Genomic DNA, 14,174 nt, shown 5'->3' with positions numbered 1-14,174 from the left:
ACCGGACCCGACCCCCGCGGCACCCGACACGGCAACCACGACGGCCCCCCAGGGTCAGGGTGTGGGTGTCGCCCCCCGCGACGCCTCCGAGCGGCTCGTGTTCGCCACCTGGGCGACCCTGACCGGTACCGCCGCGGCCGGGGTGACCAGCGAGTTGCCGGGGATCGACGAGGAGACCGCCACCGCGATCGCGGCACGCCTCACCGAGCGCTCCGGCACGGAGATCACCGCCGCACAGGTCCTCGCGGCCGGAACCCTCGAACCGCTCGCCGATGCCGTGCGTGAGGGGCTCGAGAGCGAGGTCGAGGGCAACATCCGCGTCCTGCGGCCGCGCGCCGAAGGTTCGGACAAGCCCGCCGTCTTCATGTTCCACCCCGCCGGGGGTTCCTCGGTGGTGTACCAGCCGTTGATGCGTCGACTGCCGGAGGACGTTCCCGTCTACGGTGTCGAGCGCCTCGAGGGCTCCCTCGAGGAGCGGGCGGCCGCGTACATCGACGAGATCCGTGCCCATTCCGATGGACTGCCCGTGATCCTCGGTGGCTGGAGTTTCGGTGGTGCACTGGCCTATGAGGTCGCCCACCAGCTCGTCGGCTCCGACATCGAGATCGAACAGATCGTCCTCCTCGACACCGTGCAACCCTCCGAGCCGGTTCCGGACACGATGGAGGAGACCAGGGCCCGGTGGCTGCGCTACCAGGCCTTCGCCAAGAAGACCTACGGTCTGGACTTCCCGGTGCCCTTCGATCTCCTGGAGAGCGCCGGTGAGGAGGCCCTGCTGGCGATGATGGGTGAATTCCTCGCCAACACGGACGCCACCGAGCACGGGCTGTCCGCAGGTGTCCTCGAGCACCAGCGCGCCAGTTTCGTCGACAACCGCATCCTCGACAAGGTCGATCTCGGCAGGTGGGCCGATGTGCGGGTACCGGTTCTGCTCTTCCGTGCGGAACGCATGCACGACGGTGCGATCGAGCTGGAACCGCGGCTCGAGCGGATTGACCCCGACGGCGGATGGTCCGCTATCGTGAATGAGTTGGAGATCGTTCAATTGAGCGGCGACCATCTCGCCATCGTGGATGAGCCGGTCATCGGGACCGTCGGCGCGCACCTCACCCGGCGCATCGAAGAACTCGCCCGCGACGACAACTAGGACCAGAAGAGGTAAAGGGGCGACGTGACCGGCCACACCACCGCTGAAAAGCTCGCGGACCTGCACGCGAAACTCGCGCGTGCACAGGACCCGGGCAGTGAGAAAGCGCGCGCGAAGCGTGACGCCGAAGGTCTGACGACGCCCCGCCACCGCATCTCCCGGCTCCTCGACGAGGGATCCTTCGTCGAGATCGGGGCCCTCGGTCGTACCCCCGACACCCCTGACGCGCCCTACGGTGACGGTGTCGTCGCCGGCTACGGGCGCATCGGGGGACGCCCGGTCGCGGTCTACGCGCACGACAAGACGGTGTTCGGTGGTTCCGTCGGCGTGACCTTCGGGAAGAAGGTCTGCGAGGTGATGGACATGGCCATCAAGATCGGCTGCCCGGTCATCGGCATCAACGACTCCGGTGGCGCCCGCATCCAGGACGCCGTCACCTCACTCGCGATGTACTCGGAGATCGCCCGCCGCCAGTTGCCCCTGTCGGGGCGTAGCCCGCAGATCTCGATCATGCTGGGCAAGTGCGCCGGTGGCGCGGTGTACGCACCGGTCACGACCGATTTCGTCGTCGCCGTGGCGGACCGCTCCGAGATGTACGTCACCGGCCCCGAGGTCATCAAGAGCGTCACCGGTGAGGTCATCTCGTCGGCCGAGCTCGGCGGCGCCCACGAGCAGATGCTCAACGGCAACGTCTCCTACGTCGCCACCGACGAGGAGGACGCCTACGACTACGTCCACGAGCTCCTCGAACACCTCCCGAGTTCCTGTTTCGAGTCGGCCCCCGTCTTCGAGGCCGAGGACGACAGCCCCACCGAACGTGATCTCGCGTTGGATTCATTCATGCCGGACGACACCAACGCCGGCTACGACATGCACGATCTCCTCGACCAGATCTTCGACGACGAGGGTCTGCTGGAGATCCAGGCGGACTACGCCCCGAACATGATCACCGGTTTCGCGCGCATCGACGGCCACAGTGTCGGTGTCATCGCGAATCAGCCGATGTTCTACGCCGGCTGCATCGACGCCGACGCCGCCGACAAGTCCTCCCGTTTCATCCGGATCTGCGACGCCTACAACATCCCCCTGGTGTTCGTCGTCGACACCCCCGGCTATCTTCCGGGTGTCGAGCAGGAGAAGCTCGGTCTGATCCACCGTGGCGCGAAACTGGGGTTCTCCGTCGTGGAGGCCACCGTGCCGAAGATCTCCCTCATCGTGCGCAAGGCCTACGGCGGCGCCTACGCCGTCATGGGGTCGAAGTCCCTGTCCGGTGACATCAACCTGGCGTGGCCCACCGCGCAGGTCGCCGTGATGGGTGCCGCCGCCGCCGTCGTCATGATCCAGGGGCGGCAGATCGCCGCAGCCCCTCCGGAACAGCGTGAGTACATGAAGAAACTGTTCATGGACTTCTACGACGAGAACATGACCAGCCCCTACGTCGCCGCCGAGCGGGGCTACATCGACGCGATGATCGAACCCAACCAGACCCGCGTCGCGCTCCGGCAGGCGATGCGGCAGCTGTCCACCAAGCGGGTGCCCGTGGAGCGGAAGAAACACACCATCATGCCGATGTGAGTGGCACCTGGGCGGTACGGGTGCCCCGGAAGCTCCGGGAGCTCTGTCACCGAACCCGTACACGCCCGGCTCCGGGAGTGGGTCACCGGTGTCGTCGGACCGTGTCCGCCCGTTCCCGTCGATGATCCGGCGGGAGAAGGACCACCCGCACGAGCATCCACAGCACCGGTCCGACGACCGGTGCGAGAAGGCACAGTGCCGCGCAGAGCAGTGCGGTCGGCGGAGCGGAGTCGGTGCCGCGTTCGGTGGCGTACACGGCCGTCGCCGTGAGGACGATGAGCGTGATGACGCTCAACCAGACGGCGGGACTGTCCTGGAGGCTCCCCAGCTGCGAGAAGTGGGCCAGGGGTTGCGGACTGCGTACGACGGGCACAGGGGCGGTTCCTTCCGGGCTACTGACCGTGCCGCGAACGGGCCACCTGTCCGGCCGCGTGCAGCTGATCTGACGCCTTAGAACTGTACTCCTGATACCCGCCCGATGGATGCACCGCCGGGGTGGCCGCAGTGGACGTCGGCCGGGAGGCCCGTCTATGGCCCACCGGTCCACCACTGAGCCGCCCCTGCCCCGGTGGAGCCTACTTCAGCCGGCGGTTCCGCTTCTGGTTCCGGGCGCGACGTTTCCGCAGTCGCCGGTCCGCTGTGCGGAAACGCCTGCCGACGCGTACCCAGCCCAGGCGGCGGGCCAGGGTCCGCCACCCGAGCAGGAGGAGCGCGGACATCACGCCGGCGACGATCATGAACGACCAGTGCGGGATCGAGTTGTGCCCGATCCCCCAGATGGTCAGTCCCGTCACGAGAGCCACCAGCCAGACGGTGATTCCCCCCGGGTTGACGGGCAGGGGTTCGCGGTGTTTCACCGCGAGGATGACGTAGGCGAGGAGAACACCGGCGAGGAAGGGCCATGCCGTGGCGAGCCAACCGCCGACGGAGAACTCGAGCCCGTCGCCCCGGTGCGCCAGACGCGCGAGGAGCGCGAACAGCAGAACGGCGGTGAGGTCGGCGCTCAGTGCGCGCCGCCGACCAGCGATGAAAGCCGTCGGGGAGGTCGGGGTTCTGGTCACGGTGGGCTCCTCACTGCGTGCCTCTCGGGCCTGTTCGGGAAGGGGCCGACGCCCGGTCACCCGGTATCGGGCCCCTCCACCCTGATCCTACCCCGGCCCGTCAGGCCTCAGGCCGGTTCGACGGCTTCACCGTCGGCCCAGATACGGGTGGGCAGGAGGGTCTCGGCGTCCAGTATCAGGACGTCACCCGGGTATCCGACAGCGAGACGGCCGAAACGGTCGTCCATCCGGATGCAGCGTGCCGCGTGCCCGGTGGCCGCGGCGACGGCGACATCGAGGGGGACACCGACCTCGCGGACGGCGTTGGCGACGGCGAGGTCCATGGTCAGGGTGGAACCTGCGAGTGAACCACCCTCCGCGAGGCGTGCGATACCGTCGCGGACCTTCACCTTGAGCTGGCCGAGCATGTAGTCGCCGTCGGGGTTGCAGGTCGCGGACATCGCGTCCGTGACGAGAACGACCCGTTGCGGTGCCTCGAGGAACAGGGAACGGACGACCTGCGGATGGACGTGGATCCCGTCGTTGATGATCTCGATCCACACCCGGTCGTCCCGGAGTGCCGCGACGACCGGCCCGGGGGCACGGTGGTGGATGCCGTTCATGCCGTTGAAGGCGTGGGTCAGCTGCGTCGCACCGTTGTCGAAGGCCTCGCGGGCGGTCTCGTAGGAGGCGTCGGTGTGGCCGACGGCCGCGACGACACCGTTGTCCACGAGCATCCTGACGGCTTCGGTCCCGTTGTTCCGCTCGGGGGCGATCGTCATCTGGACGATGGTGCCTTCACCGGCGTCCAGGAGACGGCGGACGTTCTCGTCGGTGGGGTCCTTCAGTTCGTGCTCGGGGTGGGCGCCCTTGTGCCCGGGGTCGAGGAACGGTCCCTCCGGGTGCAGACCGATGACCCGGGGATTGTCGCGGACGATCGCCGCTCCGTCCCGGATCCGCTTCTCCATCAGGTCGAGGGAGTCGGTGACGTAGGAGAGCACCGCCCGGGTCGTTCCGTGGGCGGCGTGTTCGGCGAGTGCGCGGACCGTGGCCTCGGGCCCGTCGTCGAAGGCGACACCACCGCCACCGTGGTGGTGGACGTCGATGTAGCCGGGGACGACCGGTGCACCACCGGCGTCGATGATCTCGGCTCCGTCGGAGGGCCAGGTGCGGGAGTCCCCGGTGGTTCCGACGTGGGTGATGGTGCCGTCCTCGATGCGCAGCGCGCCGTCGTCGGTGGTTCCGCCGATGCTGCCGTCGTAGAGGGTCGCGGAGTGGATGATGAGGGTGGACATGGTTCTGAACGGTCCTTTTCGGTTGGTCGCGCAGGATGAGCCGGATTATCCGGTGAAAAACGGGGGAGCGGGAAGAGCGGATCGGGAACGGGATTCGATGCACATCACCGGCTGTCAGATCACGGAACGCTGCACCGGGGAACTGTCCTGCCGGGCGACGACCACGTTGTAGCCGAGCTGCGTCAGTCTCCTCGACCAGTCCGGATCCACGCCCGCATCGGTGACGATGGTGCTCACGGTGTCCGTGCCGCCCAGGGAGGAGAAGGAGCGACGCCCGAACTTCGCGTGGTCGGCGACGACGACCGGTGTGATCGCGCGGGTCGCCATCATCCGGTTCGTCTGGGCCTCGAACTCGTCGACCGTACCGGGGCCGTTCTCGTCGATGCCGTTCGCACCGAGGAAGGCGACATCCATGCTCAGCTGGCCGAGCACCGTGGCACCCAGGGGGCCGGTCAGCTCGTAGGAGTTGCCGTTGAGGACTCCGCCGATGAGGACGATCTTCATGTTCGTGCTGCCCGCCAGCAGGTAGGCGATGTCGATGGCGTTGGTGACGACGGTCACGACCGGGTAGGTCGTGGGGACGTCACCGCCGGGAGTCTGTTCGGCGGCCCACTCGACCAGCTGCTGGGCGATGGTCCCGACCGTGGAACCGCCGGACATCCCGACCACGCATCCGGGTTCCAGGTAACTGAGGCAGTGCCTCGCGATGGTGGTCTTCTCCGTCAGCTGCTGCATCCGTTTCTGGCGGACGGGGGTGTCGAAGGCGACGATGTTGCTGCGCGCCCCGCCCCGGGTCCGGCGGAGCAGACCACGTTCGGCGAGGGCGTCGAGATCACGGCGTGCGGTGGCGGGGGAGATGTCGAGATCCTCCACGAGCTGCTCGACGGTGACCGTGCCGGTGTCGGCGATCGTGTCGAGAATCGTGGTGAGTCGCTCACTGCGGATCATCGCGCTTCCTCCTGCATTGGCATCATGCGGTGAATCGTGCGCAGTCGGGTGCGCACCGGGGACGGGAAAACCTGGGGTGTCCGGTCACCGCGCTCCGTCCCGTGAGCGGTGACCGGACGGTGAACCCGTGCAGCTGATTCTATACTTCGGTGAAGACGCCGATCAGTCGTTCCGCCTCCGCACTCAGCGCCTCGCGTCCGGCCTTGATGTACTTGCGGGAGTCGGTCACCTTCGGATCATCGTCGAGGAACGCACGCACGGCGTGGGTGAAGTGGCCGTTGAGGTGCGTGGACACGTTGATCTTCGTCATGCCCGCACGGATACCGCGCTGGATCTCCTCGTCCGGGACCCCGGAGGAACCGTGCAGCACGAGCGGCACACCGGCGGCGGTCTTGAGCTCACCGATCAGATCGATGTCCAGGGATGCGGTGCGCTCCTGCATGGCGTGCTCGGAACCGACGGCGACGGCGAGGCCGTCGACACCGGTGTCGGCGACGAACTGCTTCGCCTCCTCCGGACTGGTCCGGACACCCGGGGTGTGGGCGGTCTTGCCGCCGATCTCACCGAGTTCCGCCTCGACCGTCGCGCCGCGCTCGTGGGCGTAGCGGACGACCTCCGCGGTGTTCGCGATGTTCTCCTCGACACTCAGGGTCGAGCCGTCGTACATCACGGAGTCGAAGCCGAGGTCGATGGCCTGCTTCGCCAGTTCGACGGACTCGCAGTGGTCGAGGTGGACCGCGATCGGGGCGGAGGACGCCTCGGCCAGCGCGATCATGGCGCGGCCGATGGGCTCCAGGTTGTCCCCGTGGTACCGGACGCAGTTGTGGCTCATCTGGAGGATGACCGGCTTTCCGGCGCGTTCCGCTGCGGAAACCAGCGCCTCCGCGGTCTCGAGGTGGATGACGTTGAAGGCGGCGGCGCCGATGTTCTTCTCCGCTGCGTCCTTGACGATGTCGAAGGTGTTGATTCTGGTCATGGTGGTGGAGTTCCTTCGTGGGAGTGGGTCAGTTGGTGCGTTCGTCGATGAGTACGGTGTCGGCGAGTTCCCGCCACCGGTCGCTGATCACACCGGCGGTGTCCTCGAGGACGGCCGCCGCCGACCAGGCGGTGGCGCGACGGAGCAGTTCCGCCCGCCCGAGCCCGTCGATGAGACCGGTCGCCAGGGCGGAGACGAGGGCGTCTCCGGCGCCGGTCGGGTTGCCGGTCAGGGGCTCCGGGAGACGTGCCCGGGTACTGCCCCCACGATCCACGGCGAGCAGTCCCTCCTCACCCATGGAGACGATGACCAGCCCGACACCCAGGTCGAGCAGCTGTGCCGCGCCGGCCTCGGGATCATCGGTACCGGTGGTTTCCGCGAGTTCGGCGGCGTTCGGTTTGACGACGTCCACCCCCGCGCGACAGGCGGCCTTCAGGTGGGCCCCTGCACAGTCCACGATGATCCGGGCCCCGGCTTTCCGGGTGCGGTCGATCACCGTCCCGAGAACGCTCTCGTCCGCGCCGGGCGGCCAGGAACCGGACACCGTGACGGTGCTGCCCGGGTGTGCGGCGAGCGTCCGTTCCAGCTGGTCTGCGAGTTCGGCCCAGATCTCCGCCGGGTGGCGGTCACCCTTCTCGTTGATGATGCTGGTGGCGCCGTCGCCGGTGGTGTGGATGGCGAAGGTCTCCCGGAGACGCACCGGTGTCGGGGTGAACGCCGCCTCGGGTGCGGCCTTGCCCTCGGCGGGGACGTGGCCGGGTGCATCGTCGTTGACCGGTCCGAGCATGACCGCCGGGTACCCCTCCGCAGCGGCGACCGCCGCGACGTTGACCCCCTTGCCGCCGAGTTTGCGCTGCGCGGTGTCGATGCGGTGCGTCTTCTCGGGGACGAGGCGGTCCAGCGTGATCGTCACATCGAGGGCCGGATTCGGGGTGATGGCGACGACGGCGGCGGTTGAGCCGGTGTCTGCGGTGGGTTGAGCGCTCACGTGCTGATCCTTCGTGTCGGGGCCAGTGTGTCTACTGCGGTTACTTCAGGATGACCGAGCGGGTCAGGTTGCGCGGGTGATCCGCGTCGAGACCACGGGCACGGGCGGTGGCCAGGGCGATCCGGTGGACCCGGACGAGATCGGCCATGGGGTCGATGTCCTCGTCGATGAAGGTGGCGCCGGTGTCGGCGACCTGGGCGGCCAGTCCCTCGGGTGCGGGGCCGAAGTTCCAGGTGATGCGGCCCTCGGAGGCGATGGCGATCGGCCCGTGGCGGTACTCCATGGAGCTGTAGGACTCGGTCCAGGCCTGGCAGGACTCGCGCATCTTCAGGGCGGCCTCGGTGGCGAGACCGAGACGCCAGTCGGTGCCGAGGAAGGAGTACTGCTCCGCGTTGACCAGCTTGTCGTCGAGATCGGCGGCGAGAACCTCGCGGGCCTGGGCGATGGAGCGCTCGATGACGGAACGGTCGTCGATGGAGGCGCGGAGGAAGGTCAGTGCGGTGGTGGCGAAGCGGGTCTGGACGACGGACTGCTCGTCGGCGAACTCCAGGTTGATGACGTGGTCGGCGAGTTCGGCGACGGGGGAGTTCTGGTCGCCGAGGACCGCGATGGTGCGCATGCGGTCGCCGACCTCCTTCAGCAGGTCGATGATCTCGCTGGTGGTGCCGGAACGGGTGATCGCGATCAGGACGTCGTAGTCGCGGTCGAGGCGGGCCTCGGTGGCGGTGTAGGCGTCGGTGACGCCGTGTCCGGCGCTCTCACGGAGAGCCGCGTAGGACTGCGCCATGAACCAGGAGGTGCCGCAGCCGACGACCGCGACGCGCTCACCGGACTTCGGCAGGACGGAGCGTTCCTGCTCCATGTCGAGGGCCTTCTGCCAGGTGTCCGGCTGGCTGGTGAGCTCCTGCTCCATGTGGGTGCCGAGTGCACTGCTCATGTTGATCGTCTCCTAACGAAAGACTGTGTGTGGCTGATTCGTTGCTGTTGGCGGTATCGGCGATCCGCCTGTCCTCGTGCCGTCCACCGGCTGTCCGGCCGTCGGGCGGTGAGTGAAAATCAGCGGATTGTCATTCTTGATGATTGCAGATGATTGAAAAGCTGTCTACCCAATCGTCAAGCGATCAGAGATATTTCACACTCGGGGGTGGTTGTCGGGCCGGTTTTTACGGTGTCGAGTGACGACACTCCCGGTCGTCCATGAAGTGTGTGATGGGTCACAACAAGATTATTTATGCAGGTGAGGGTTTCAAAAAAGCTCAATAGGGGATATGGCGGGCCATTTGCCGTGTTGTCCAGAAATGCTTTCAGGCGGGGGGAGCGCGGTTCGCCTTGTTGATCGAAACTGGAAAAAAGGGCTTGCCTCAAGCAAAAACGCTCAATACGATCAGTGTTGTGACAGGCACAGAGCGTGTTCAGGGGGGGTTGGGCCACACTCACCCGCTCCCCGCGGGGTGTCCGACAGGTCAGGTCGGGCACCAGTCAACGAAAACAATCACAAAACATCACCGGAGGATGAGGACACAATGACCTTCAAACCCGATGCGGTCGCCGCAAAGCAGAGTGCAGCCGACTGGCGTGAAGCCATCCGCCTGGTCGGTGGTCTGTACGAGAGGGAGGGGATCGCCACCAGTGACTACGCAGAGGCGATGATCGACGGTGTCACGGAGTTCGGTCCCTACATGGTGCTCATGCCCGGCCTGGCGATGCCGCACGCGAAGTCGGCGGCGGGCGTCAAGCGGGCCGGTACCGCTGTCGTCACCCTGTCCACCCCGGTGGAGTTCGGCAGCCCCGCCAATGATCCCGTCGATGTGCTCGTCTCCTTCGCCGCCGGTGACAAGAAGGGCCACATGGAGATGATCAAGTCCCTGGCCAATGTTCTCTCCGACGGTGACCTGATCGAACGCGTTCGCGCCGCAGAGACCGACGAGGAACTCGCCGCTCTCTTCGCGGACCGGACGGACGACTGACAGCTTCATCCGTTCCACACAAGACCATCCACAAACCAACAGTAAGGACACCACAATGATCTCCATCGCAACCGTCTGCGGCATGGGCCTCGGAACCTCCATGATGCTCGCCAGCCAGATCCGTACCCTCCTCAAGGGCGAGAACGTCGACGCCCAGGTTCAGGCCATCGACCTCGGCTCCTTCAAGTCCCAGCCGTCCGACATCGTCGTCACCACCAGCGGCATGGCCAGCAACGTCCAGGGCACGAAGGCCATCGTCGTGCTCATCGACAACCTCATCGACAAGAACGAGGTCCGCACCAAGGTGCTCGACGCCGTCAACGAGTTCAACTCCAAGTAATTCCCCCGCCCATTCCACACAGATCGGTTCAGAATCATCATGAATCCCGTTCTTGATTTCATCGTTCAGCTGATCCAGATCCCGGCCGTCATCGTCGGCGCGATCGCGTTCATCGGACTGATGGTCCAGAAGAAGCCCACCGGCGATGTCGTCACCGGCACGGTGAAGACGGCGCTGTCACTGCTGATCATCGGCGGCGGTGCGGGCGTCCTGGTCAAGGGCCTCGCCCCCATCCAGCAGATGTTCGAGATGGCGTTCCCGACCTCGGGAATCACCACCTTCGTCACCTTCGATGAGGCCGTGGTCTCCGCGGTCCAGTCCTCCGGAGTCGGTTCCATCGGCTCCGAAATCGGCCTGACCATGCTGTTCGGTTACATGTTCCACCTGTTCCTGGCACGTGTGACCCCCTGGCACTACGTCTACCTCACGGGCCACATGATCTGGGTCCACGCCGGTGCATTCACCATCCTGATGCACTCCCTCGGCTTCAACCCGTTCCTCACGGTCCTCACCGCGTCGCTGCTGGTCGGCTTCTACTACACGGTCGCCCCGGCAATCGCCCAGCCCTTCGTGCGCCGGATCACCGGCGGCGACGACGTCGCCTTCGCTCACGGCCAGACCCTGCTCAACGTCCTCTGCGGCTACCTCGGCATGGTCGTCGGCAACAAGGAGAAGTCCACCGAGGACACCCAGCTGCCGGAGAAGCTGTCCTTCTTCCGTGACGTCGCGGTCTCCACGACCATCGTCATGACGATCGTGTCCCTGCTGTCCGCGACCGCCGCGGTCGTCTCCGGCGGCACCGGTGCCTTCCAGGCCGCCGTCGACGACGGCGGTATCTCGGACGGCCAGAACTGGATCGTGTTCGCCCTGCTCATGGCGCTGCAGTTCACCGCCGGTATGCTCATCCTCCTCTACGGTGTCCGCATGCTGATCGGTGAGATCGTCCCCGCCTTCGAGGGCATCTCCCAGAAGGTCATCCCGAACGCCATCCCGGCGCTCGACGTCCCGGTCCTGTTCGCCTTCGCGCCCAACGCCCTGCTCGTCGGTCTGATCTCCGGTCTCATCGGCCAGATCGCCGGTATGGCACTGTGTGTCGCGCTCGGCTGGCCCGTCCCGATCCCGTCGATGATCGTCGCCTTCTTCGCCTCCGGTACCGCCGCGATCTTCGCGAACTCCACCGGTGGCCGCACCGCCGCCTGGATCGGTGGCTTCCTCTGGGGCTTCATCGGCTGGATCCTCATCTCCTACGCCTTCAACATGCAGGTGTTCGGCGATCTCACGCCGTACGGTGCCGAAGGCCTCGGATTCACGGTTCCGGACGCCATCGTCCCGGCCATCGTCGTGGACGGAATCGGAAAGCTCTTCGGAGTCTGACAACCCCCTCCGGTGCCCGGGTGACCGCCCCGGGCACCGGGTCAGGGCGGGAACCACTCCGCCCGCCACCTGCTTCCCACCCATTAAGCACAACCAGAAAGAAGGAAGAGAAAGAACATGTCCGACCTGCTCAACACCTACTTCGACGAAATCACCGACCTGCTCGCGAAGATCCGCGAGGAAGAACTGCCCAAGATCGAGGACGCCGCGGACACCATCGCGGACAAGGTCATCGCAGGTGGGCGCATCTTCGCCTTCGGTGCCTCCCACTCGTCGCTGCCGGTCCAGGACATCGTCTACCGTGCCGGTGGTCTGATGCTCATCAACCCCCTCTACGGCCCGGGTATCGAGGCACTGACGACCCGCCCCACCACCCTCGGCTCCCAGATGGAGCAGATGCCCGGCTACGGTGAGGTCCTCTTCAACAACTCCCCGCTGAAGGAGGGCGACGTCCTGATCGACGTCTCCGTCTCCGGCCGTAACGCCGTGCCGGTGGAGCTCGCCCGCAAGGCCCGCGAGAACGGCGTCTTCGTCGTCGCCCTGACCTCGAAGAAGTACACCGCCGCCGTCGACTCCCGAGTCCCGGACGGAACCAAGCTCCTCGATCACGCCGATGTCGTCCTCGACAACAAGGTCGACCCGGGCGACGCGGTCCTCTCCCTGGACGGCATTCCGCAGAAGTTCACCCCGGCCTCCGGCGTGACCTCCACCGCCATGCTGCACAGCCTGTCCGCGGCCATCATCGAGAAGCTGCTCGCCAAGGGCTTCTCCGCGCCGGTCTTCCTCGCCGCCAACCTTGACGGTGGCGCGGAATGGAACGCCAAGCACATGGCCGAGAACGCCGACCGCATCTTCTACCTCAACTAGTCCGAACCGTCCACGGACGGCCCGGGCGGCACAGCCGGAACAGACCGCCCGCCCCTTTTTCTCCCGCGGGAAAGCGGGCGGGCGGTCCGCGCAGGCTCCACAGATTTCCCCGAATGTCCACGACCGGTACACCGACACAGGAGAGTGGGGTCCGGTCATCCGCACCGGTGCCGTCGCGGCACCGCACAGCAAGGAGAACACCATGAAGAAACTCCCGCTGAAGAAGACGATCGCCATTCTGGCTGTCAGCGCCGTGAGTCTTCCGCTCTACGGCTTCACCGGGTCGAGCAGCTCCGTCGGGTCGAGTGACATCGACTTCGGCAACCTGTTCGGTTCACTGAACGGGAGCAGCAGCTCCGCCCCCGTGACCACGGACGACACCCACCGCGAGGGCTGGAAGCTCCAGCACCAGGAGACCTTCGACACCGCCCCGAACCTCGATGCGGTGCCGTGGGTCGAGGACACCTACGGTGACGACAGCCCGTGGCACGTCGACGAATTCGACGACGACGGCATCTACTTCAAGAACATCGGAGGCCCCTGGTTCGACCGTGCACTCGACAGCTTCAAGCTGCTGCGTAAGCGCGCCGAGATCGGTGAAGAGGGCTGGCTGACCGTCGAGATCGGTACCCGGGACATCAACCCCGACGGCACCAAGGCGACGCCGCCCACCCTGGATGTCGAGAACGGTGCGGCCAAGATCAACGTCCCGTGGGACGGCGGTCTGATCTTCACCGCGACCGACCCGCTGCCCAGCCAGTACCGCGTCGAGTACGAGCTCAAGACCCTCGACTTCGGTGGTAAGCGACCCGGCGGGGAGAACGACGGCTGGGACTACGACGGTAAGACCAACGGCTACACCCCCGGGGACTGCAAGACCAACTTCCCCTGGGCACGCAAGGGTGACTACAGCCAGGAGGGCGCCGACAAGGTCGACGGTTGCGCGAAGCCCTGGGGCAACGTCACCGCGGAGAACGGCTACTACCTGCTGTCCATCATGGACTACGCGAAGCCCGCTCCGCACAACAACATCTTCATCCACAGCCACCGCAAGGTCGGCATGGACATCTACTCCGTGAACGGCGGCTGGGCCCGCGTCTACAAGGCCTGCAACCCCGCCACCAAGGAGATCTTCCCCTACACCGAATCCAACGGAAACGGCGTCAACGAGATCTTCTTCGACGGAAGCGCATGGCGGGACAAGGCCTTCGCCTACAACCAGTTCATCATGCCCACCGAGTGCGGTGTCCGTGACGGCGCGGACAAGGACGCGACCATCGTGTCCGCCGTCGAACTCCAGCCCGAACTCATGCCTGAGGAGACCTACACGTTCGCCATCGAGCGCACCGCCACCGGCTATGTGCAGGAGATGAGCGGTAACTTCAAGAACGTCGGTCACCAGACCTACCGTTACGAGCGGCCCTTCATCAGTGAGGACGGCCACGCGATCTGGCACTACAACCAGACCCCGGACGAGTACGACGGACGCTTCAACGACACCCTGATCTTCGAGGGTGAACACGGTTCGTTCTCGAAGGAGATGTGGCCCTCCGACTCCGCGTACCCGGACAACTTCGTCATCGGTATCCCCCACCTGAACTACTACGAGGGTTCCGCCACGGTCGACAACATCCGGCTCTACACCCCGGAGTAAACC

Annotated in this window: 13 protein-coding genes and 1 pseudogene; 7 read left to right on the top strand and 7 right to left on the bottom strand. The window is 66.1% G+C overall.

Annotation, left to right across the window (positions count from 1 at the left end; all coding sequences use genetic code 11):
* Positions 1 to 55: 55 nt before the first annotated feature.
* Together JIM94_RS11480 and JIM94_RS09940 are read left to right on the top strand one after the other, a co-directional pair.
* A pseudogene (locus JIM94_RS11480) lies at positions 56 to 1,147 on the top strand (alpha/beta fold hydrolase); the annotation flags it as partial.
* Positions 1,148 to 1,171: 24 nt separating this feature from the next.
* Positions 1,172 to 2,722 carry an acyl-CoA carboxylase subunit beta gene (locus JIM94_RS09940; RefSeq protein ID WP_200254687.1) on the top strand — a complete coding sequence of 517 codons (1,551 nt, stop codon included), beginning with the start codon at positions 1,172 to 1,174 and terminating at the stop codon, positions 2,720 to 2,722.
* 82 nt (positions 2,723 to 2,804) lie between these two features.
* On the opposite strand, the gene JIM94_RS09935 is transcribed toward JIM94_RS09940, so the two are convergent.
* The 7 genes from JIM94_RS09935 to JIM94_RS09905 all read right to left on the bottom strand — a co-directional run bounded on the left by JIM94_RS09935 (position 2,805) and on the right by JIM94_RS09905 (position 8,906).
* Positions 2,805 to 3,095: a hypothetical protein gene (locus JIM94_RS09935; RefSeq protein WP_200254685.1), complete on the bottom strand. Its 291-nt coding sequence runs from the start codon at positions 3,093 to 3,095 to the stop codon at positions 2,805 to 2,807.
* A gap of 202 nt (positions 3,096 to 3,297) precedes the next feature.
* Positions 3,298 to 3,783, bottom strand: coding sequence for a DUF3054 domain-containing protein (locus JIM94_RS09930; protein ID WP_248085988.1), 486 nt, complete (start codon positions 3,781 to 3,783; stop codon positions 3,298 to 3,300).
* Positions 3,784 to 3,890: 107 nt separating this feature from the next.
* The gene (nagA, locus tag JIM94_RS09925; RefSeq protein WP_200254683.1) at positions 3,891 to 5,057 is read right to left on the bottom strand and encodes an N-acetylglucosamine-6-phosphate deacetylase; all 1,167 of its coding nucleotides are present in this window, start codon (positions 5,055 to 5,057) and stop codon (positions 3,891 to 3,893) included.
* 114 nt (positions 5,058 to 5,171) lie between these two features.
* Positions 5,172 to 6,005: a DeoR/GlpR family DNA-binding transcription regulator gene (locus JIM94_RS09920; protein WP_200254681.1), complete on the bottom strand. Its 834-nt coding sequence runs from the start codon at positions 6,003 to 6,005 to the stop codon at positions 5,172 to 5,174.
* Between the two features lie 139 nt (positions 6,006 to 6,144).
* Positions 6,145 to 6,981 carry a class II fructose-bisphosphate aldolase gene (locus tag JIM94_RS09915; protein ID WP_200254679.1) on the bottom strand — a complete coding sequence of 279 codons (837 nt, stop codon included), beginning with the start codon at positions 6,979 to 6,981 and terminating at the stop codon, positions 6,145 to 6,147.
* Between the two features lie 28 nt (positions 6,982 to 7,009).
* A complete protein-coding gene (locus JIM94_RS09910) occupies positions 7,010 to 7,969 on the bottom strand; it encodes a PfkB family carbohydrate kinase (RefSeq protein WP_200254677.1) in 960 nt (319 codons plus the stop codon).
* A gap of 40 nt (positions 7,970 to 8,009) precedes the next feature.
* Positions 8,010 to 8,906, bottom strand: coding sequence for an SIS domain-containing protein (locus JIM94_RS09905; protein ID WP_200254675.1), 897 nt, complete (start codon positions 8,904 to 8,906; stop codon positions 8,010 to 8,012).
* 586 nt (positions 8,907 to 9,492) lie between these two features.
* On the opposite strand from JIM94_RS09905, the gene JIM94_RS09900 reads away from it, so the two are divergent.
* From JIM94_RS09900 to JIM94_RS09880, 5 genes are all read left to right on the top strand, one after another.
* On the top strand, positions 9,493 to 9,936 hold the full coding sequence (locus tag JIM94_RS09900; RefSeq protein WP_200254673.1) for a PTS sugar transporter subunit IIA: 444 nt from the start codon (positions 9,493 to 9,495) through the stop codon (positions 9,934 to 9,936).
* Positions 9,937 to 9,991: 55 nt separating this feature from the next.
* Positions 9,992 to 10,276, top strand: coding sequence for a PTS sugar transporter subunit IIB (locus JIM94_RS09895; RefSeq protein ID WP_200254671.1), 285 nt, complete (start codon positions 9,992 to 9,994; stop codon positions 10,274 to 10,276).
* A gap of 39 nt (positions 10,277 to 10,315) precedes the next feature.
* Positions 10,316 to 11,650, top strand: a complete 1,335-nt coding sequence (locus JIM94_RS09890) for a PTS ascorbate transporter subunit IIC (RefSeq protein WP_200254669.1) — start codon at positions 10,316 to 10,318, stop codon at positions 11,648 to 11,650.
* Positions 11,651 to 11,767: 117 nt separating this feature from the next.
* Positions 11,768 to 12,517 carry a sugar isomerase domain-containing protein gene (locus tag JIM94_RS09885; RefSeq protein ID WP_200254667.1) on the top strand — a complete coding sequence of 250 codons (750 nt, stop codon included), beginning with the start codon at positions 11,768 to 11,770 and terminating at the stop codon, positions 12,515 to 12,517.
* Positions 12,518 to 12,719: 202 nt separating this feature from the next.
* Positions 12,720 to 14,171, top strand: a complete 1,452-nt coding sequence (locus JIM94_RS09880; protein WP_200254665.1) for a hypothetical protein — start codon at positions 12,720 to 12,722, stop codon at positions 14,169 to 14,171.
* The last annotated feature ends 3 nt before the right edge of the window (positions 14,172 to 14,174 follow it).

Origin of the sequence: Corynebacterium pygosceleis (genome assembly GCF_016595275.2) — a bacterium.
In the GTDB taxonomy this organism is placed as follows: domain Bacteria; phylum Actinomycetota; class Actinomycetes; order Mycobacteriales; family Mycobacteriaceae; genus Corynebacterium; species Corynebacterium pygosceleis.
Note: the sequence above shows the minus strand (reverse complement) of the source record. Positions and strands in the feature narration are given on the sequence as shown.

Excerpts from the sequence above, each read along its gene's own strand:
- nagA (WP_200254683.1), bottom strand. The coding sequence starts at position 5,057 with ATGTCCACCCTCATCATCCACTCCGCGACCCTCTACGACGGCAGCATC.
- JIM94_RS09920 (WP_200254681.1), bottom strand. The coding sequence starts at position 6,005 with ATGATCCGCAGTGAGCGACTCACCACGATTCTCGACACGATCGCCGAC.
- JIM94_RS09915 (WP_200254679.1), bottom strand. The coding sequence starts at position 6,981 with ATGACCAGAATCAACACCTTCGACATCGTCAAGGACGCAGCGGAGAAG.
- JIM94_RS09905 (WP_200254675.1), bottom strand. The coding sequence starts at position 8,906 with ATGAGCAGTGCACTCGGCACCCACATGGAGCAGGAGCTCACCAGCCAG.
- JIM94_RS09900 (WP_200254673.1), top strand. The coding sequence starts at position 9,493 with ATGACCTTCAAACCCGATGCGGTCGCCGCAAAGCAGAGTGCAGCCGAC.
- JIM94_RS09895 (WP_200254671.1), top strand. The coding sequence starts at position 9,992 with ATGATCTCCATCGCAACCGTCTGCGGCATGGGCCTCGGAACCTCCATG.
- JIM94_RS09890 (WP_200254669.1), top strand. The coding sequence starts at position 10,316 with ATGAATCCCGTTCTTGATTTCATCGTTCAGCTGATCCAGATCCCGGCC.
- JIM94_RS09885 (WP_200254667.1), top strand. The coding sequence starts at position 11,768 with ATGTCCGACCTGCTCAACACCTACTTCGACGAAATCACCGACCTGCTC.
- JIM94_RS09880 (WP_200254665.1), top strand. The coding sequence starts at position 12,720 with ATGAAGAAACTCCCGCTGAAGAAGACGATCGCCATTCTGGCTGTCAGC.